The organism is Massilia pinisoli, from assembly GCF_024753285.1.
Lineage (GTDB): Bacteria > Pseudomonadota > Gammaproteobacteria > Burkholderiales > Burkholderiaceae_D > Telluria > Telluria pinisoli.
In genome coordinates this window covers 246,021-265,044 of record NZ_JANUGW010000007.1, presented here as the reverse complement: position 1 = coordinate 265,044, position 19,024 = coordinate 246,021, and the positions used below count along the sequence as shown (strand labels likewise).

The 19,024-nt window shown below is 65.7% G+C and carries 18 protein-coding genes; 3 read left to right on the top strand and 15 right to left on the bottom strand.

Annotated features, from left to right (window positions below):
- The first annotated feature begins 5 nt into the window (after positions 1-5).
- Complete coding sequence (locus tag NX784_RS12345) at positions 6-1,046, top strand: hypothetical protein (RefSeq protein WP_258816957.1); 1,041 nt, start codon at positions 6-8, stop codon at positions 1,044-1,046.
- 64 nt (positions 1,047-1,110) lie between these two features.
- Here NX784_RS12345 and NX784_RS12340 read toward each other — a convergent pair whose 3' ends face one another.
- From NX784_RS12340 to NX784_RS12320, 5 genes are read right to left on the bottom strand one after another with little or no spacing between them, the layout of a single operon-like run.
- Complete coding sequence (locus tag NX784_RS12340) at positions 1,111-1,899, bottom strand: cyclic di-GMP-binding domain-containing protein, MshE-related (RefSeq protein WP_258816956.1); 789 nt, start codon at positions 1,897-1,899, stop codon at positions 1,111-1,113.
- Between the two features lie 13 nt (positions 1,900-1,912).
- Positions 1,913-2,464 carry a DUF2059 domain-containing protein gene (locus tag NX784_RS12335; protein WP_258816955.1) on the bottom strand — a complete coding sequence of 184 codons (552 nt, stop codon included), beginning with the start codon at positions 2,462-2,464 and terminating at the stop codon, positions 1,913-1,915.
- A 21-nt stretch (positions 2,465-2,485) separates the two neighbouring features.
- Positions 2,486-4,123 (bottom strand): OmpP1/FadL family transporter, encoded by a 1,638-nt coding sequence (locus NX784_RS12330; protein ID WP_258816953.1) that lies wholly within the window; start codon positions 4,121-4,123, stop codon positions 2,486-2,488.
- A gap of 10 nt (positions 4,124-4,133) precedes the next feature.
- A complete protein-coding gene (locus tag NX784_RS12325) occupies positions 4,134-5,195 on the bottom strand; it encodes a transporter (protein ID WP_258816952.1) in 1,062 nt (353 codons plus the stop codon).
- Positions 5,196-5,215: 20 nt separating this feature from the next.
- Positions 5,216-5,977 carry a C39 family peptidase gene (locus NX784_RS12320; RefSeq protein ID WP_258816951.1) on the bottom strand — a complete coding sequence of 254 codons (762 nt, stop codon included), beginning with the start codon at positions 5,975-5,977 and terminating at the stop codon, positions 5,216-5,218.
- Between the two features lie 239 nt (positions 5,978-6,216).
- On the opposite strand from NX784_RS12320, the gene NX784_RS12315 reads away from it, so the two are divergent.
- Positions 6,217-7,038: a helix-turn-helix domain-containing protein gene (locus NX784_RS12315; protein ID WP_258816950.1), complete on the top strand. Its 822-nt coding sequence runs from the start codon at positions 6,217-6,219 to the stop codon at positions 7,036-7,038.
- 240 nt (positions 7,039-7,278) lie between these two features.
- Positions 7,279-8,373 carry an AraC family transcriptional regulator gene (locus tag NX784_RS12310; protein WP_258816949.1) on the top strand — a complete coding sequence of 365 codons (1,095 nt, stop codon included), beginning with the start codon at positions 7,279-7,281 and terminating at the stop codon, positions 8,371-8,373.
- On the opposite strand, the gene NX784_RS12305 is transcribed toward NX784_RS12310, so the two are convergent.
- The 10 genes from NX784_RS12305 to infB form a co-directional block, all read right to left on the bottom strand.
- Positions 8,318-8,785 (bottom strand): hypothetical protein, encoded by a 468-nt coding sequence (locus NX784_RS12305; protein WP_258816948.1) that lies wholly within the window; start codon positions 8,783-8,785, stop codon positions 8,318-8,320. The genes NX784_RS12310 and NX784_RS12305 overlap by 56 nt on opposite strands.
- Positions 8,786-8,787: 2 nt before the next feature.
- The gene (locus NX784_RS12300) at positions 8,788-9,627 is read right to left on the bottom strand and encodes a hypothetical protein (RefSeq protein ID WP_258816947.1); all 840 of its coding nucleotides are present in this window, start codon (positions 9,625-9,627) and stop codon (positions 8,788-8,790) included.
- Entirely contained in the window at positions 9,627-10,403 is a 777-nt protein-coding gene (locus NX784_RS12295) for a hypothetical protein (RefSeq protein ID WP_258816946.1), read from the bottom strand. The genes NX784_RS12300 and NX784_RS12295 overlap by 1 nt, the downstream gene beginning before the upstream one ends.
- Positions 10,404-10,531: 128 nt before the next feature.
- Positions 10,532-11,041, bottom strand: coding sequence for a DUF6160 family protein (locus NX784_RS12290; protein WP_258816945.1), 510 nt, complete (start codon positions 11,039-11,041; stop codon positions 10,532-10,534).
- 281 nt (positions 11,042-11,322) lie between these two features.
- The gene (locus tag NX784_RS12285) at positions 11,323-11,868 is read right to left on the bottom strand and encodes a DUF6160 family protein (protein ID WP_258816944.1); all 546 of its coding nucleotides are present in this window, start codon (positions 11,866-11,868) and stop codon (positions 11,323-11,325) included.
- Between the two features lie 186 nt (positions 11,869-12,054).
- Entirely contained in the window at positions 12,055-13,893 is a 1,839-nt protein-coding gene (gene typA, locus NX784_RS12280; protein ID WP_056123327.1) for a translational GTPase TypA, read from the bottom strand.
- 153 nt (positions 13,894-14,046) lie between these two features.
- Entirely contained in the window at positions 14,047-14,595 is a 549-nt protein-coding gene (locus NX784_RS12275; RefSeq protein ID WP_258816943.1) for a hypothetical protein, read from the bottom strand.
- Between the two features lie 71 nt (positions 14,596-14,666).
- Positions 14,667-15,590, bottom strand: coding sequence for a tRNA pseudouridine(55) synthase TruB (gene truB / locus NX784_RS12270; protein ID WP_258816942.1), 924 nt, complete (start codon positions 15,588-15,590; stop codon positions 14,667-14,669).
- Positions 15,587-16,006, bottom strand: coding sequence for a 30S ribosome-binding factor RbfA (gene rbfA / locus NX784_RS12265; protein WP_258816941.1), 420 nt, complete (start codon positions 16,004-16,006; stop codon positions 15,587-15,589). Before rbfA ends, truB begins: the two co-directional genes overlap by 4 nt.
- Positions 16,007-16,103: 97 nt before the next feature.
- Complete coding sequence (gene infB, locus NX784_RS12260) at positions 16,104-18,968, bottom strand: translation initiation factor IF-2 (RefSeq protein ID WP_258816939.1); 2,865 nt, start codon at positions 18,966-18,968, stop codon at positions 16,104-16,106.
- Positions 18,969-19,024: the final 56 nt, after the last annotated feature.

Below are 19,024 nucleotides of genomic sequence, written 5' to 3'. Positions count from 1 at the left end.
TGGCCATGGATACCACGCTCAGACCCACGACCGCCGGCGGAACCGGCGGCACGCTCGCCCCCCGGACGAACGCACCTTCGCCGCTGCTTCCCGCACGTCCCACGACGCCCGCCGACGGCACATCGGCGTCGGCTCCGGCCGCGCCCCAGGTGACGGCAGCGCCGCTGCGCGCCGGCGGCAGCGTCGCGCAACTGGATGGCGGCCTGCAGGACCAGGTGGCGCGCGCCCAGCAGGCGCTCGACTACCTCGACCGCGTCTCCACGCAACTCGAAACCCTGAAGGGCGAATTGACCGCCAAGCTGGCCGGCACCCGCAACGGTGCCCGGCTGCAGCTCGAAGCCCAGGTCCGCCAGCTGACGAAGACACTGGCCTCGCGCCGGCAGGACGGCGGCGCCAGCATCGACAGCAACCTGAATTACTCGGCGGCGCCCGCCGTACAGCGCTTCCGCATCCGCGGCCTCGACATCGCTTCGCTGCGCAAGAGCGCGCCGCAGACCCTGTCGTTCTCGGTGGGCAGCGTCGGCGGCCCGCAGATGTCCGTCAACATCGATCCAGACCAGTCGAACCAGGACATCGCACGCGCCCTCGACCGCGCCCTCGCCCCGATGGGCGTGCGCGCGCGCCTGGACGACAAGGGCGAACTCGTCTTTCTCGCGTCGGAATCGGACTGGCCGGCCATCAAGGACAGCATCGGCGTGAGCGGCCGCGGCCGCGTGACGACGGAAGAAGTGCCGGCCAACCTGGCACCGGACCGGTGGACCGTGAACGCCGACACCGGCAACGCCGATGCGCTGCGCCAGAGCCTGCGCGAAGTGGTGCAGGCGCTCGAACGCGTGCACCGTTCGCAGGTCGCCGCCAGCGACGCCCTGGCGGCCGCCAGCGCCCAGGTGGCGGAGGCCGAGACGCCCGCGCCGAACGTGACGCTCGCCGCCGACGACTTCGCCAAGGCCGCGGCCAGCACGGACTACGAGTCGCTGCTGGCGCTGACGTCGGCACTGGTCGGCGTCAGCCGCGACCGCGTGCTGGCGCTGCTCGGCCTGCGCTGACACGCTCCCCGCGCAACGACGAAACGCCCCGCTCGCCGCGGGGCGTTTTCCATTCCGCCGTCGCTCAGCGCGTGATCGGCTTGACGGTGATCGTCGTGCCGCGCAAATCGATGTCGTGGATCTCGACGCTGCCGAACGTCGGCCCCGGGTGGCTGCCCACACGGATGTTGTTGAAGCTGATCTCGCCGATCGTGCTGGGCAGGCGCAAGGTGACGGAGCCGTCCTTGTTCACCGTCGCGTGCGAGTTGTCCGGATCGTAGCTGACGTCGCGCACCGTCGTATCGGCCGACAGCAGCATGGTGAGCGGATTGAGCACCGTCGCCAGTTCGCCCAGCACGCGCACGCCGTCGTTCGGCAGCGCATGCTGCACGGCCGTCTGCAGGCCCTGCTGGCCGTTCTGCGCGGCCAGCGCGATCAGGCGCAGCTCGGCCTGGCGGGCCTGGTCGCGCAGGGCGTCGTCGTTGCGACCCTGGGCCGACACGTCGCCCAGCTCCGCATCGCTCAGCGCGCGCAAGCCGCGCCCGAACTCACGTCCCGCTTCCCGTTCGCCCGGCAGGCGCGTGGACACCGCCGCCGCAGGTGCAGCGGCCACCGCCGCGTAGGCGTGCAAGGGCCCGAGCAGCGCCGTCGCCAGCGCGGCGGCCATGCGCAGGCTGCGCTGGCGCCGCACGGCGCCGCGTACCTGGGCCTGGGTGATCAGCTTCATGTCGGCCAGGATCTCGCCCAGCCTGCGTCCGCTCTCCTGCTGCGCGCGGATTGCCGCGTCGAGCTGTTCCTGCGAGATCAGCTTCTTCTCGATCAGGATCTGGCCCAGCCGGGACCTGTCCGCGCGTCTCGTCATCCAGTCGCTCATGCCCTTCCCTCCTTCACTGGCCGGCAGCCGCGCGCAGCTTCAGGCCGACGCGGTTCTGCAGGTCCGTCATCTTCGGCTGGATCTGCGCCGCATTCGCCTTGGCGACGTTCTCGCCGACGGTCTTCTTCATCTCCGGCACGACGCTCTCGAACTTCGCCAGCACCGGCGACTCGAGGATGCCGGCCAGCTGCTTCAACTCGTCCTCGCTGAATTTCTGCGCGAGCAGCGGCGCCACGCTGGCCTGCACGATCGCGTGCGTGCTCGTGCGCAGCGCGGGCGACTCCTGCTCGACGAATTTCGTCGCCTCCGCCGTGATGTCCTTCATCGTCGCGTCCTGCTTGTCGGCCGGCACGCGGCTCTGCACCACCACGCGCGACTGGCGCAGCAGGTCGGCCACCGGCGCCTGCAGCATCTGCAGGCCGACGGACTCCAGCCCCATCTTGTCCAGCACGCGCTGCACGAGCGCCTGCTTGGCGGCGGGCACGCCGTTCATGCCTTCGGCGCGCGCGCCGCCGGCCAGGAGGCCCATACCGAGGGCCATCGTCACATACATCGTTCGGGACATCGTCATCTCTCCACGTCAAAGTCAGAACGGCCGCGTGTACGAGGCGCCTGCGTATTTCACGATCAGGCTGCCGGACACGTCGGTGGCCGCATAGGGGTTGTAGATCAGGTTGAAGAAGTTGTCGCAGTTGAGGTTGCAGTCGCTGCGCGCGGGGATGTTGTACGTGCCCTTCATGTAGCTGGCTGTCACGTTCACTTCGCCGCCGTTGTCGAAGCGGTAGCGCAGGCCCACGCTCTTGAGCTTCGTGTCGGGCAGCGGCGCGAGGAGGCTCATCTTGTCGCCCGGGATCGAGCTCTTGCGCGGCTCGTAGCCGAAGCGCAGCGCGAGCTTCTTCGTCAGGTTCAGCTGCGTGCCGAGGCTGTAGTTGACGACGCTCCGGAAGCCCATCTTGAACGTGGCCTCGCTGGAATTCGCGTAGCCGAACAGGCGCGCCATCTCGAGCAGCTTGACGCTGCGGTCGAACCGGAACGTCAGCTGGTTCCACTGTGCCCAGTCGGCGTAGCTGACGTCCGCGTTGACCTGCACGTAGTCGGTCAGCATCAGCTTCACGCCGGCCTGCACGCGCCACGGGAACGGGATCTTCGCCGTCATGTTCCCCGACTGGTATTCCGGGATCTCCTGCGGCATCCCGGTGATGGCGCCGACGACGGGCCCCAGCAGGCTGGAATTCAGGCCGCGCACGAAGCTGCGCAGCATCGGGTCGCTGTGGAACATGTACGAACCCGTGTAGGTCGTGCGCGTGCCGCCCTGGTACACGACGCCGAACGCGAACCATTTTTTCGGTTCCCACAGCACGCCCAGGTTGATCGTCGGGTCGAACGAGGCGCGCAAGTCGAAGTCGATGTTGGCGGCGCGCTTGAACGGGTTGACCATGCCTTCCGGGCCGCCGCCGCACAGGCCGAACGTCAGCGTGTCGATCACGGTGCCGTTGCCGTCCGGGCAGACGGCCTTCTGCAACTGGCCGACGGTGCCGAGCAGCTTGTTGGGCGCGCGGAAGTCCGTGTTGATGGCGAAGGCGGAATACGCGATCGGCACGGAGACGCCGATCCTCAGCGTGTCCGACACCTTGTACGCGGCCGACGGCGACAGGTACACGAGGCGCTGCAACTGCACGAGGCGGCCGTCGAAGCGCGCCGGATCGTCCGGGTCCTTGGTGCGGTCGATACTCATCGCCGCCGACAGGTACACCAGCGTGCCGAACGTCCAGGGCGAGCCGGGCGCGTTATACGACATGCCGAGGGTCGGCACCAGCACCGCGGGCAGGCGGAACTTCGGGATGCCGTAAAACGGGATCTCCAGCGCCTGGCGCACGGGCCCGCTGGACTTGCCGTTGATCGGGTCGTCCTTGAAGCCGCCGATGTCGATGTCGGGCGCGGAGACGAAGTGGTTCGTGTTGCGGATCGCCGCGACGAACACGGAGTCGATCTTCTGCGTGCCCGTCAGGCGCGCGAGGCCGGCCGGGTTGAAGTGGATCGATTCGATGCCGGGCGGGTCGGCCGTCACCGCATTCCCCATCGCCATCGCGGTCGGGCTCGTGACCAGATTGTCGGTGACGCCGGCATGCGCCTGGGGCGCCAGCACCGTGGCCAGGCCGGCCGCGGCGAGCGCGCGCACGAGGCGGCGCGCAGGTAGAGCGTTCGATGACGGCGCGACGGTCATGGCAGCGGCCTCACAGCGACAGCGGCAGACTCACGGTCAGCGACAGGTTCGGCGCGGCCGCGGTGAGGCCGGCGCCAACCGTCACGTTGACGGTGGTCTTGGGCGACATGCGGTAGCCCGCGCCGATCGACAGGATGCCGGCGCTCTGCGTCTGCGTCTGCCCTTGCGCACCGTTGTCGAACGTGAGCGTGGAGCGGGCCTGGATCGATTCCTGGAACGAGAACGACGTCGTGATCTTGTACGACAGCGCATACGCGAAGCCGAGGCCGAAGCCGAAGCTGGCGCCCGGCTTCACCTGGCGCAGCGTGGCGCCGTACAGCTGCTGGCTCAGGTGCTTGGCCGTCATGCTGTAGCCCACGTTGACGGAGCCGAACAGCGCGACCGGGTCGACGATGCGCGTCAGGTTGGCGCCGACGTTGAACGTGTTGACGCCGGAACCCGTGGCCAGCCCCTTGTTCACGTCGACCTTGTACGGGCTCGTGCCCGTCGCGAGGCGCAGGCCGCCCGTGATCGTGTACGCGATCTCGTCGCGCTTGACCTCCTGCGGCTGCCAGCGCACGCCGAGTCCCAGGTCGCCGATCGTGTGCGACACGCCCGAGAAGCCGGCACCATCCGAATAGCGGCTGATCAGCGGGACCGTGACGTTGGCCGTCAGGTTGTTGAGCACACCGTAGTCCGCCAGGATCGTGTTGGTGATCGTGTGCGAGTTCGTGTTCTCGATCGAGAACAGCGTGGCCGTGCCGGACGACAGGTCGGTGTTGATCTTTTCCTGGCCGATGTACGCGTAGTTCATCTCGTAGTTCAGCTGCACCTTGCCCTTGCGGATCAGCGAGTACTGCTTGTCGACGGCGGTCAGCGTTTCCTTCAGCAGCGTGGTGTTGTCGGCATCGGTGTCCTTCTTCGCCAGCGCGTCGCGCACGGCGTCGGACGTTGCCGGGGCGGGCGGCGTGCCCGTCGTAGCGGTGTTCAGCGCCGAGGAACTCGCCGTGTCCTGCGCGCGCGCGGACAGCGCGGCGAACAGGAGGGTGCAAGCCAGCGCCGGCGCGGACGCCAACATTGTGGAAATCTTCATGGTGGTCCTTCGTGGTGGGTCTATTGTTTGCGGATCGAGATGCCGCCGAAGCCGTTCAGCAGGCGCTCGTTCCCGAGCTGCGTATCGATGGGGCGTTGCAGGCCGCGGTCGCGGATGCGGTCCATGTCGACCACACCGAGCTCGTTGTCGGCCAGGGCCAGCTTGAGGGCGGGCGGATGGCCCTTCTGCGGATAGGCGATGAACAGCGTGTTGCGGTCCCACAGGGTGGCGAATTCCTCGACCGAGAACGTGATGTTGCCGGCCGACGGATCGGCCAGGAACACGAGGCCGCCGCGCACGCCGCGCAGCACGACGAAATGCTTGAAGCCCGCGTAGTCGATCGGCACGATGCCCGGCGAATCGAGCGTGAGCAGGTCCGACATCTCGGCGCGGAAGCCCGCGCTGTCGACGTTGATGGAGGCGAGGTAGCGCTTCATGTCGAGCAGCGAAAAGCCGCGCCGCTCGATGATCTTCTCCTTCTCGCCGAAGGCCATCATGCCTTCCATCGACTGCTGCTCGGTGACGTCGAGGCCCAGGTGGTACTTGAGGATCGTGACGAGCGCCGCCGAGCCGCAACTGTAGTCGTAGGCCTGGTGGACGATGTTTTTATACTTGAGCTCGGAGAACGGCTCCATCGTGATGTTCGGCACGCCGACGGCGGCCACGGACATGGCGGGCGGCAGGTCGAAATGGTCGAGCGGGCGGTCCTGTGCCTCGTGCCTGGCAAGCACGCCGGCCCCGCCCACGAGGACCGCGACGATCCCCAGCAGGAATGTGAACATGGTGTCTCCTTGGGGCGCTTCATGCGGCCCCTGGTATCCCGGCTCCGTTCGCCTCTTGACGGGCTGACGGCGGTTTTTTAGGCAGTCCAACGTGGTGTTTCGGCCACGTTTATTGCACTTTTTCCATATTCTGGATGCAGGCTGAGCTCGCGGATGTTATAAAACGCTATCGTTTTTGTAAAAAACCGCTCATTGGGGTTCGAGGCGCCGTGCATACTTGGGACAGGATCAGCAATGCCTTGGGCGAGCCCGTAACCAGCGTGGAGATCACCGGCGTGCCGCTGCGCGCGGAGCGCTACATCTTCCAGCTGGGCGGATGCGAAGTGCCGCCGCTGGATTCGATGGTCCTCGCCTGCCATCTTGGTGGCGCGCGCGCAACAGCTGGACGCAGTGCGGGCCGTTCGTTCGACTTCCTGGCCGGCGCCGCCACCATCTTCCAGCCCGGTTTCGCCAGCCGCTGGACGTTCTTCGGCGCGATCGACATGGCGATGTTCCACTTCCTCGACCCGGACCACGAGATGGTGCGCCAGTTGCAGCGGCTGCTCGCCGCGCGCGCCAAGTCGCCCACCTTCTCCGACCAGCTCGTGCACGCGACCGCCCAGCAGGTGCTGGCGGAGATCGCCCGCAGCAGTACGCCGAACGCGGGTTTCGTCGAGCGGGCTTCCGCGCTGATGATCGAGCAGGCGTGCCGCGTCCTGGAAGGCAAGACGGGCCGGCACCTGCCGCCGGACGCGCTGCAGCTCGGGCGCCTGCAGGGCGTGCTGGAATGGATCGGCCACAACCTGTCGAGCGAGCTGTCCAACGCCGAGCTGGCCGAGCGGGCCGGCGTGTCGGAATCGCACTTCCGCCGCATCTTCCAGGAAGCGATGGGCATGACGCCGCATCGCTATGTGTTGCGTTTACGCCTCGAACGCGTGCACGAATTACTCACCCGGACGAGCTTCTCGATCGCCCGTGTTGCGGCGCAATGCGGCTTCAACAGCCAGAGTCATATGACGGCCTGTTTCGCGGCCGCGTACGGCATCACGCCCGCTCGTGCGCGCCAGCAGGCGCGCGCCTGAAAACCCTGCCCGGCTTTCATGAAATTCCGGGTTGCGTTGCGTCAAATAAAAAATCTTGCCTATCGAAAATGAGCGATTTTTGATAAACACGAGGTCATTTTCCGAAGCGTTGAGATTTCGCATGCACACATAATAAAAAAGGCACCTGGGCAAACACGAAGAATCCGGGGCCATCCGACGAGTAAGGAGACCAAGCATGAGACCAGCGCAGGACGCGTCCGCACGCACGCGGTCGCCAGCGTGAAGTACCTGTCCGCCACGGACGTGGTGCAACGCATCAAGGCTTCCCTCGGCGCCGAGGGCATCGATGTCGACGCCCTGTTTGCCCAGGCCGGCATCGAATGGTTCGAGCACGGCGCGCACGGCGAGCGCGCGACCGACCTGCTCGCGTTGTCCGACCAGTTCAGCCGCCTGTGGGAAGCCCTCGTGACCGCGAGCGGCGATCCGCTGATCGGCTTTCGCGTGTTCGCGCCCGACCCGCTCAGCTGGCTCGGCGTGCTGGGCCACCTGATGCTCGCGTCGCCCACGCTGCGTCAGGCCGCGGACAACCTCGCGCGCTACATGCCGCTCGTGTCGCCCGTCGTGCGCCCCACGATCGAGCCGAAGGCGGACCGCGTGCGCGTGGGCCTGAACCTCGTCGGCGGCACGCGCGCCGTGCCGCAGGCGCGCTACGATTTCACCTGGAACCTGCTGCTCGAGACGATGCGCTTCGTCGGTGCCCGTCCCGACCTGAAGCCCGTCCTCGTCGAATACGCCTACCCGGCGCCGGCCGACGTCACGCCGTACGCGCAAAAATACGGCTGCCCCGTGCGCTTCGGCGCGCCCGCGAACGCACTCGAATTCGCCAATGCCGACATCTCGGCGCCGATCCCGACCGCGAATCCGCTCGCGGCCGAAGGCCTGTTCCGCCTGCTCGACGAACGCCTCGCGCAGGCCGAGCGCACGAGCGTGGCCGCGCGCGTGCGCGAGCTGCTGCCGGCGATGATCGACCAGGGCGGCGCCCTGCGCGACGCGGTGGCGCGGCGCCTCGCGATCAGCGAGCGCACCCTGCAGCGCCGCCTGGCCGACGAAGGTACCGACTTCTCCACGCTCGTCGACGAGGTGCGGCGCACGATTGCCCAGCAATACCTCGGCAGCGACCGCATCAGCGTCAAGAACCTCAGCTACAAGCTGGGTTTCGCCGACCCCAGCGCCTTCCACCGCGCGTGCCTGCGCTGGTTCGGCAAGGCGCCCGGCGAATTTCAGCAAGACCGGCTGAACGCGCATGGACAGTCGGCCGTCAATGCGACCACAGGCGCAGCTGGCCCTGCATCTGGAGCTCGCCGTTCAGGGTGACCCGGCCCAGGCTGTCCGTCACGGGCCCGCGCGGATCGGCCTGCACGCTCAGGGATTCGAAGCCGGTGTCCGTGAACTTCGTCCACGCCGGCAAGGTGAGCGCCAGGTAGTTCGTGCCGTCGCCGGCCGTCTGCGCACTGATGTTCAAGCCCACCATCTGGATCAGGCCGCCGACGTTCTTGAGCACCGTGTACGTCGTGCGGCCGTCGACCGTCTGGCCGATCGTCAGGCGGCTGTCGCCGACGGTGCCGTCGTCGGGGCGGTTCAATTGCAGGCGCACGGCGAAGCTGACGCCGTCGGCGCCGCGCACCTGCGCCAGTTCGTCGTCGTCGAGCCGCTGCGGTCCCGCCCAGGCTGCCCCGCACAGCATGGCCGGCAGGAGGAAGGCGAGGAGGCGCAGGCGCGGGCTCATTATCAATGGAATTTGACGTCGAGGTACTGCAACTGGATCGACCCGATGCGCGAACTGCCCAGGTCCATGTTGACACCCGCGTCGCTGCGGAAGCTGATGTTCCCGATCTGCAGCGTGCCGCTGGGCGCCGTCTGCCCGGCCTCGGGCCAGTTGACGCCGAGGTGCAGGCTCGACTTGCCCGTGTCGTCCGTGCGCGCGTTGAAGATGCCGGGCTGATTCGTCACGTCGGCGATTTGCCACGGCGCCGTGGGCGCGGAACCGTCGGCCGTGGCGGCGCCGATCTTCACGTTCGACAGCACCATCGCCTCCCCCGTCGCGTCGCGCCCGTTCGGCGCCAAGGTGAGGCTGCCCAGCTCGAGCCGTCGGGCGAGGCCGAACGCGAGGCCGTCGCCGACGGTCGGCGTCGACCACTGTATCCCGCCGCCGTAGTACACGAGATCCTTCAGGATCACGCTGCCGCCCTTCACGTCGATGCCGTTCGCGTTCACGCCGAAATCGTAGGCGATCTGCCACACTTCACGGCCCGCCACGTTCGCCGGGAACGCGATGTTGATGATGTCGGCGCGGCCGGGCCCGCCGCTGATCACGTCGAGGCGATAAGGATCGGCGAACGGCGCATCCGTGTTGTCGGAACGCGACGCACTGAGGTTGCCGATGCTGAAGCTGTCGCCGCCGGGCGTGTAGTAACGCATTTCCGCGTTGCCCGCCATGGCGAAGTTCGACAGGTTGAAGCTCATGCCGTCACGTCCGGCCACTTTCGCGAGGGCGGTGTCCGGCAGCGGCTCGAGCGCGGCCGCGAGGGCCGGCACGCACAACAGGACGATGGCGGCCCGGGTGCGCATCAATGCCCCGTCGCGTTATTGACCGGCACTGTGCCGGTGAGGTTCAGCGCCGTCAGCTTGTCGCGCCAGTTCAGCCAGATGCCCGCTTGGGCGTCGGTGAGCGCGGGCATGCCGGAACCTGCCTGAAATTGGACCGGCGTCTTGAGGATCGAGATCCAGAAATCGCGGCTCGGCCCGTTGGCGTCACCGGCCGTCACGCCGCCCACGCTGGACAGCGGCGTGCAGCCCGAGCACGTGCCGTCCCAGCGCTTGCCGCCGCCGGCGTCGTTCATGCTGTCGATGATGCCGTTCGCGCCCGCGTCGATGCGCATGGAGCCGGACAAGCTGGCGATCTTCATGCCGACGTCGCCGGAGATGCCGTCGAAGCCGAGGCGCATGCCGACCATCTCGCGCTGGTTGTTGACGCCGGTGTTTTTATAAACGAATTCGAAATACGGATTGGTGATCTGCACGAGCCGCTGGGCCGCGGTGCCGTCGGTGCGGCCGAATTGCAGCGCGCTGATGTCGAGGTCCGCGCCCGTGCCGTTGCGGGGCGCGTAGTTGTATTCGCCCAGGCGCATATTGGCCAGGTTGGCGTTCAATGTGACGTCCGCATCGAGGCTGATGCGGGTGAAATCGAAACCGTTGTAGCTGGAGTTCCCGACCGTGAACAGGCCTTGGCCGCTGACGGTGGACAGTTCGTTGTCGGACAGCGCGCGCATCTGGGCTTTTGCCGCGCCGGGCAGCAGCATGAGTGCCAGCAAGGGCGCCAATAAGGGCGCCAATAAGAGCTTCATGAGCGCGGTCCGGACGCGGCGCGCGCTGAAGCGGAACATGGTGGTGCGCATAGAGAACCCGGGAAAACGGAGGTCAAAAAAACGGCCCGGGGTAAACCCTCGGGCCGTCCATCACCCAACCTCGACGCTTAGTGCGCCCAGATGTAGACCGTGGTGCCTTGCAGCTTGATGTCGTTGGCAGCGAACGAACCGTACGAAGCGCTCGAGTTGCCCATCTTGATGGAGTCGACCGACATGCTCAGGTTCTTGTTGGTGTCGACTTGCGGGATGGCGATCTTGACCACGTCGCCAGCCGGCATGAAGGCAGCCAGACCTGCACCGCCCGTCACGCCCAGCACGCTGGATGCGCCCGATGCTGCGCTGGCGTCAGCCTGGAACGTGGCGTTGTTGATGATGTCGATCGTGGCAGCGATTGCACCCGTCATCTTGATGTTGTTGAAGCTCACCGAACCGCCGGCTGCGTCGGTGTCCGTGTACACGAACGAACCGATGTTGACATGCAGGTCAGCGGCGATCGACACACCGTCACGGCCCGATACTTTGGACAGATCGGAATCGGCGATCGGGGTCAGGGCCGATGCGTACGAAGCGATCGAGGACAGGGCAGCGACGACGGTCAGTTGTTTCAGCAGTTTCATGGTATCTCCAGTGTTATTGTGATCGACGGGAATCTCTTCGGGGCTTCCCCGCGCGTCCGCTTCGGTTCCTCTCCGGCTTGTGGCCTGTCGGGACGGCAGCGTCGGGACCGCTTTTTCTTAACTGAATCCGTTTATCGGAAGTCAATTAAGTGAAAACAATGTTATTACTTCCGCTTCAATAACCACATCCTTTTGTCCTTGCTCATGGAGCCAAATCGATGGATTCCTGAGCCAGTCCGGTGACACATTCGGGCGCGCTTTTGCGCGCGCCCGAGTACCGATCAGTGTGCCCAGATGTACACAGTGGTGCCCTGCAGCTTGATGTCGTTGGCGGCCATCGAACCGAACGATGCGGTCGAATTGCCCATCTTGATCGAGTCGACCGACATGCTCAGGTTCTTGTTGGTGTCGACTTTCGGGATAGCGATCTTAACGACGTCGCCGGTCGGCTGGAACGCTGCCAGGCCCGGGCTGGCGCCGGGAACGGCCAGTGGCGAGATCACGCCCAGCGTGGTGTTCGTGTTGGCGCTGCCGTCCGCGTTGTAGGCGCTGACTTCGCTCTTGAAGGTGGCGTTGTTGATGATGTCGATCGTGGCGGCGATCGCACCGTTGATCTTGATGTTGTTGAAGCTCACCGACCCACCGGCGGCATCCGTGTCCGTGTAGACGAAGGAACCGATGTTCACATGCAGGTCGGCGGCGATCGACACACCGTCACGGCCGGACACGGCCGACAGGTCCTGGTCGGCGATCGGCGTCAGGGCCGAGGCGTACGAGGCGATCGAGGACAGGGCAGCGACGACGGTCAGTTGTTTCAGCAATTTCATGGAGTCTCCTTTGTTTTCGTTCGAACACGCGGCTTAATCGAATGTCAATTAAGTGGACACCATGCTAATACTTTCCTTTCGAAAATAGTGCCGTATTGACTTGCGCGAGGAGCCAAAGCGATGGCTTTTTGAGCCATAAAAAAACCCGCTGCAGGCAGCGGGTTTTTCGTTGGCTCGGGAAGCGGCTTACGCGGCTTCGCGGCTGGCCTTCTTGCGCTCGTGTTCCTTCAGGTGACGCTTGCGCAGGCGGATGCTCTTCGGCGTGATCTCGACCAGTTCATCGTCCTCGATGAACTCGACGGCGTATTCCAGCGACATCTGGATCGGCGGCACGAGGCGCACGGCTTCATCGGTACCCGACGCGCGCACGTTGGTCAGCTGCTTGCCCTTGATCGGGTTGACGACCAGGTCGTTGTCGCGCGAGTGGATGCCGATGATCATGCCTTCGTACACCGGGGTGTTGTGCTCGACGAACATGCGGCCGCGGTCCTGCAGCTTCCACAGTGCGTAGGCGACGGCCTGGCCGTCATCCTGCGAGATCAGCACGCCGTTGCGACGGCCGGCCAGTTCGCCCTTGCCATTGTCGACCGGCGAGTAGGCGTCGAACACGTGGCTCATCAGGCCGGTGCCGCGCGTCAGCGTCATGAAGTCACCCTGGAAGCCGATCAGGCCACGGGCCGGGATGCGGTATTCCAGGCGGACGCGGCCTTTGCCGTCCGATTCCATGTTCTGCAGGTCGCCACGGCGGCGGCCCAGTTCTTCCATCACGCCGCCCTGGTTCACTTCCTCGACGTCGACGGTCAGGTTTTCGTACGGCTCGCATTTCACGCCGTCGATTTCCTTGAACACGACGCGCGGACGCGACACCGCGAGCTCGAAGCCTTCACGGCGCATGTTTTCCAGCAGGATGGTCAGGTGCAGCTCGCCACGGCCCGACACTTCGAACACGGTATCGTCCGGCGTCGGCAGGACGCGCAGTGCCACGTTCGACTTCAGTTCGCGGTCCAGGCGGTCGCGCAGCTGGCGGCTGGTGACGAACTTGCCTTCGCGGCCGGCCAGCGGCGAGTTGTTGACCATGAAGTTCATGGTCAGCGTGGGCTCGTCGACGGTCAGCATCGGCAGCGCTTCCGGGGTATCCACGGCGGTCACGGTCACGCCGATGCCGATGTCTTCGATACCGTTGATCAGCACGATGTCGCCGGCGACGGCTTCATCGACCAGCACGCGCTCCAGGCCCTTGAAGTTCAGCACCTGGTTGATGCGGCCCTTGATCGGGTTCTTGTCGTCCTGGCCGTTCACGACCAGCACGTCCATGCCCGGCTTGACGCGACCGCGGTTGACGCGGCCGATACCGATCTTGCCGACGTACGACGAGTAGTCGAGCGACGTGATCTGCATCTGCAGCGGGCCGTCCGGATTGTCGTCACGCACCGGCACGTATTTCAGGATGGCGTCGAACAGCGGCTTCATGTCGCCGCCGCGCACGCTTTCATCCATGCCGGCGTAGCCGTTCAGGCCCGAGGCGTAGACGATCGGGAAGTCCAGCTGCTCGTCGTTGGCGCCCAGCTTGTCGAACAGTTCGAACGTCTGGTTGATCGCCCAGTCGGCGCGTGCGCCCGGACGGTCGATCTTGTTGACGACGACGATCGGCTTCAGGCCCAGCGCCAGCGCCTTGCGCGTGACGAAGCGGGTCTGCGGCATCGGACCTTCCTGCGCGTCGACCAGCAGCAGCACGGAGTCGACCATCGACAGCACGCGCTCGACCTCACCGCCGAAGTCGGCGTGGCCCGGGGTGTCGACGATGTTGATATGCGTGCCTTCGTATTCAACGGCGCAGTTCTTCGACAGAATCGTAATGCCGCGTTCTTTCTCGAGATCGTTCGAGTCCATCACGCGGGTGTCGACCGCCTGGTTTTCACGGAAAGTGCCGGATTGGCGCAGCAGCTGGTCCACCAGGGTGGTCTTGCCGTGGTCAACGTGGGCGATGATTGCGATATTACGAATCGCGCGTTTGGTGTCTGACATATGCGTTTTCAACAGTAAATGTTGCGTGATGGGCGGAAGAGCTCGAGACTTTCGACTTCCGGAACCCACTAGTATAGCATGCTTACAGACCTCTGCTGCACCGCAACGGCCTGCATCGTCAGAATAACGGCGAAATGTTGAAGGACGATGACGTCAGGCGCGCAGTGCCCAGGCGGCGCTGAGCCACAGGATGAGGCCCGCGCCGAGGAAGCCCACGGGCGCCGTCGGGCCGCCGCTGGCCAGCAGCGGATACAGCGCGGCGAACGCGACCATGGCCGCGCCCGTCACGTAATGCGGCGGATTCTTGAACACATGGGCCAGCGGCAGGAAATGCAGGCCGATGACGGCCATGGCCATCGGGATGATCCAGGCGCCCTTGCCGAGGTTGTTGAGCACCTGCATGAGGATGAAGATCACGATCCACTGCCCCGCGTTCACCATGTTGAAAACGCGCTTGGCGCGGCGCCGCTCGGGCGTGTCGGCCTCGCGCGCGAGTGCGGGCGCGTAGCGGCGGAAGCGGCGCCACGCAACGGCCAGCAGCGCGAGCGCCAGCGCGGCGATGACGACGAACACGGGCGCGCCGGCCCCGGACTGGTGCGCCCAGCCTTCGAGCCAGACGCCGCCAAACACGAAAAAGAACATGGCGCCCGTGGCCTGGCCGGCCAGGCGTGCTTCGGTGCGGGTCGGTGCGATCGCGTGCATCTGGACGGCCTCTCGTTTGCGTTAAGACAACATCCAGATTCTGGCGCAATGTTGGCGCCGAAGCAAGCTTTTCAGGCTTGCGGCCGCGCGATCAACCGTTCCGGCGCCAGCACGCCATAGTCCTGCAGGATGGCCGTACCCAGCAATTTGCCGTCGTGGTACACGCGCACCCTGCCGGTTGTCTCCGGCAGCGCGACCGGCTCGCGGTTCAGCGCGAGGCGCTGCCCGTTGAGGAAGCGTGCGGCCAGCTCCGGCGTCAGGTCGACGCGCGGGAAGCTCGACAACAAGGCATCGACGGGGGCCAGCAGCGACAGCGGATCGTCGTGCGCCTGCAACTGTTCCAAGGTCACCATGCCGGCCACCGTCAGCGCGCCGACCCCTGTCCGGCGCAGCGCGTTCAGGTGCGCGCCGCAGCCGAGCGCGGCGCCGATGTCCTCGCCCAGCACGCGCACGTACGTGCCCTTGCTGCACGTCACGCGGATCGTGAGCATCGGCGCGTCATACGCGAGCATCTCGAGCTTGTGGATCGTCACCGGACGGGCTTCGCGTTCCAGGGTGATGCCTTCACGCGCGTACTCGTACAGCGCCTTGCCGTCGCGCTTCAGCGCCGAGTACATCGGGGGAATCTGCAGGATGGGGCCGCGGAACTTGACCAGCGCCGCTTCGATCTGTTCGACCGTCACGCCGACGGGACGCGTCTCGACGACCTCCCCTTCCGTGTCGCCCGTCGTCGTCGTGACGCCCAGGTGGACGACGGCGTCATACGTCTTGTCCGCTTCCAGCAAGTCTTGCGAAAACTTGGTTGCTTCGCCGAAGCACAACGGCAGCAGGCCCGTGGCGAACGGGTCCAAGGTGCCCGTGTGGCCCGCCTTCTTCGCGTTGACGATGCGTTTCACCTTCGTCAGCGCATCGTTCGACGACAGGCCGACGGGCTTGTCGATGAGGAGCACCCCGTCGACGAGGTCACGGGGCTTTTTCGGGGGACGTGCGTTCACTCGGAATCCGAATCTTCGGCGGCGCCGGTGTCGGCCACATCGTCTTTCGCGCGCGTCGCATTGGCCTGGTCGATCAGCGCCGACATCGCGAGGCCGCGGCTCGTCGACGTGTCGTGCACGAAGTGAAGTTGTGGCAAGGTATGGATGTGCAGACGCTTGCCGAGCAGATTGCGCAGGTAGCCGGACGCCTTCGTCAGGCCTTCCAGCGTCTGCTTGATCTCTTCCGGGCTGTCCTTGAGCAAGGTGAAATAGATTTTCGCGTGCGCGTAGTCCGGCGTCAGCTTGACTTCGCTGATGGTGACCATGCCGACGCGCGGATCCTTCAGTTCGAAGGCGATCAGTTCCGACAAGTCCTTCTGGATCTGGTCGGCCACGCGCAGGCCGCGCTGGGGAATGCTTTTGCTGTGTTTTGCCATGTTGTTTACGACTTATAAAAAACTTGGGGCCAGCGGCCCGCGCCATGCGGCGCAGGCTTGCCAGCCCCAATGCTACTCCTATCGAAGGAGAGTCCGATTACAGCGTACGCGCCACTTCCTGAACTTCGAACACTTCCAGGACGTCGCCGACCTGGATGTCGTTGTAGTTCTTCAGCGACAGACCGCACTCGAGACCGGCGCGCACTTCCTTCGCATCGTCCTTGAAGCGCTTGAGCGAGTCGATCTCGCCCGTCCACACGACGATGTTGTTGCGCAGCAGGCGGACCGACGAGGTACGCTTGACGACGCCGTCCGTGACGAGGCAGCCCGCGATCGCGCCGACTTTCGACACGAGGATGACCTGGCGGATTTCCACCTGGCCCGTGACGTGCTCGCGCTTCTCCGGCGCCAGCATGCCCGACAGAGCCGTCTTGATCTCGTCGATCGCATCGTAAATGATGCTGTAGTAACGGATGTCGACGCCGTTCGTCTCGGCCAGCTTGCGCGCCTGGGCGTCGGCACGGGCGTTGAAGCCGATGATGACCGCCTTCGACGCGGTCGCCAGGTTGACGTCCGATTCCGTGATGCCGCCGACGGCCGCGTGCACGATCTGCACACGCACTTCCGACGTCGACAGCTTCTGCAGCGAACCGACCAGTGCTTCCTGCGAACCCTGCACGTCCGTCTTGACGATGAGCGGCAGGTTCTTGACTTCGCCTTCGCCCATCTGGTCGAGAATGTTCTCCAGCTTGGCTGCCTGCTGCTTGGCCAGCTTCACGTCGCGGAACTTACCTTGACGGAACAGCGCGATTTCGCGCGCCTTGCGCTCGTCGGCCATGACCATGACTTCTTCGCCGGCACTCGGCACTTCCGTCAAGCCCTGGATCTCGACCGGGAAGGACGGACCGGCTTCGGTCACCGACTTGCCGTTCTCGTCCAGCATCGCACGGACACGGCCGAACGAGGAACCCGCCAGCACGACGTCGCCGCGCTTCAGGGTACCCGACTGCACGAGGATCGTCGCGACCGGGCCGCGGCCCTTGTCGAGGCGGGCCTCGACGACGAGGCCGCGCGCCAGCGATTCCACCGGCGCCTTCAGTTCCAGCACTTCGGCCTGCAGCAGCACGTTTTCCAGCAGGTCGTCGATGCCCTGGCCCGTCTTGGCCGACACCGGGACGAACGGCGACTCGCCGCCGTATTCTTCCGGCACGACGCCTTCCGCGACCAGTTCCTGCGTCACGCGGTCCGTATTGGCACCCTGCTTATCGATCTTGTTGATCGCCACGACGAGGGGCACGCCGGCCGCTTTCGCGTGGGCGATCGCTTCCTTCGTCTGCGGCATCACGCCGTCGTCGGCCGCCACCACGAGGATGACGATGTCGGTCGCCTTGGCGCCGCGGGCACGCATCGCCGTGAAGGCTTCGTGACCCGGGGTGTCGAGGAACGTGACCATGCCGCGCGGCGTGTCCACGTGGTACGCACCGATGTGCTGGGTGATGCCGCCGGCCTCGCCCGCCGCCACTTTGGCACGGCGGATGTAGTCCAGCAGCGACGTCTTACCGTGGTCGACGTGACCCATGACGGTGACGACCGGTGCGCGCGGCTTCGATTCGAACTCGTGGTGCTCACCCTGGTCGGCCAGCACGGCTTCCGGATCGTCCACGGCGGCGGGATGCGCCTTGTGGCCCATCTCTTCGACGACGATCATCGCCGTTTCCTGGTCCAGCACCTGGTTGATGGTGCACATCTGGCCCAGCTTCATCAGCTGCTTGATGACTTCCGATGCCTTGACGGCCATCTTGTGCGCCAGTTCGGCCACGGTGATGGTTTCCGGCACGTGCACGTCGCGCACGATGGCTTCCGTCGGGGCCTGGAAATTCGATTCGCGATCGTCATGGCCGCCACGACGGCCGCCACGGCCGCCGCCCGCACGCCAGCCGTCGCGGCCCGTCGGCGCCGCGTTGCCGCGACCCTTCGTGCCGGCGCCCGGACCGCCGCGCTTCTTCTCGTCCGACCACGTCGACGCGACATTGGCCGACTTGATCGACTTCTTATCGCCCGGCTTGGCACGGCTGCTCGCATCGTCCTTCTTGGCGTCGGCCGGCTTCGCGGTCGTCGCCGGCTTGTGCAAGGTGCTCGGCTCGGCTGCCTTCGGCTTCGCGGCGGGCACGACTTCCGGTGCCTTGATGACGCGGCGCGGCTGGGCCATCATGGCCTTGATCTGGGCCACTTCATCGGCCACGGCCTTGCGTGCGCGCTCGGTGGCGGCAGCGCGTTCGGCGGCTTCCTTGGCGGCCTCGTCGGCACGGCGCTTGGCTTCCTCGGCCGCTGCCTTCTTGGCTTCGTCCGCGGCGGCGCGTTTCGCATCGTCGGCGGCGCCGGCCGATGCCTGGGCGGCCGCTGCCGCCTGCTCCGCGGCTTCGGCCGCGTCGCGCTTGGCGCGCTCTTCGGCGTCGCGCTTCGCCTGCTCCTCGGCCGCCTTCGCCTGCTCGGCCTTCTCGGATTCGAGCTTGGCCAGGCGTTCCTGCTTCTCGCGCAGTTCCGCTTCCTGGCGCGCGATCAGCTCGGCCTGGCGGCGCGCGTCTTCGTCGCGGCGCGCCTGCTCCGCGGCGTCGACGACGGGCGACTGCTGGGCAGCCGCTTTCGGCGTGACGAGGTCGTCACGCTGCACGAAGGTGCGCTTCTTGCGCACTTCGACCTGGATCGTGCGCGATTTGCCGCTTGCGTCAGCCTGCTTGATCTCGGAGGTTTCCTTGCGGGTCACCGTGATCTTCTTCTTTTCGCCGGATTCGGCGGCACCGTGGGTACGGCGCAGATGGTTCAGCAGCTTATCCTTATCATCCTTGGACAAGGGATCTGACGTCGAACTTTTCTCGACGCCGGCAGAACGCAGCTGCGTCAGCAGCAAATCTGCAGGCATCTTCAGTTCGGTGGCAAATTGGGCTACGTTGTTACTCGCCATTCAGTCCTCTTTTCTATGTGTCGCGAGATGATAAAGAATTTTGCTTGCTTAAGAAA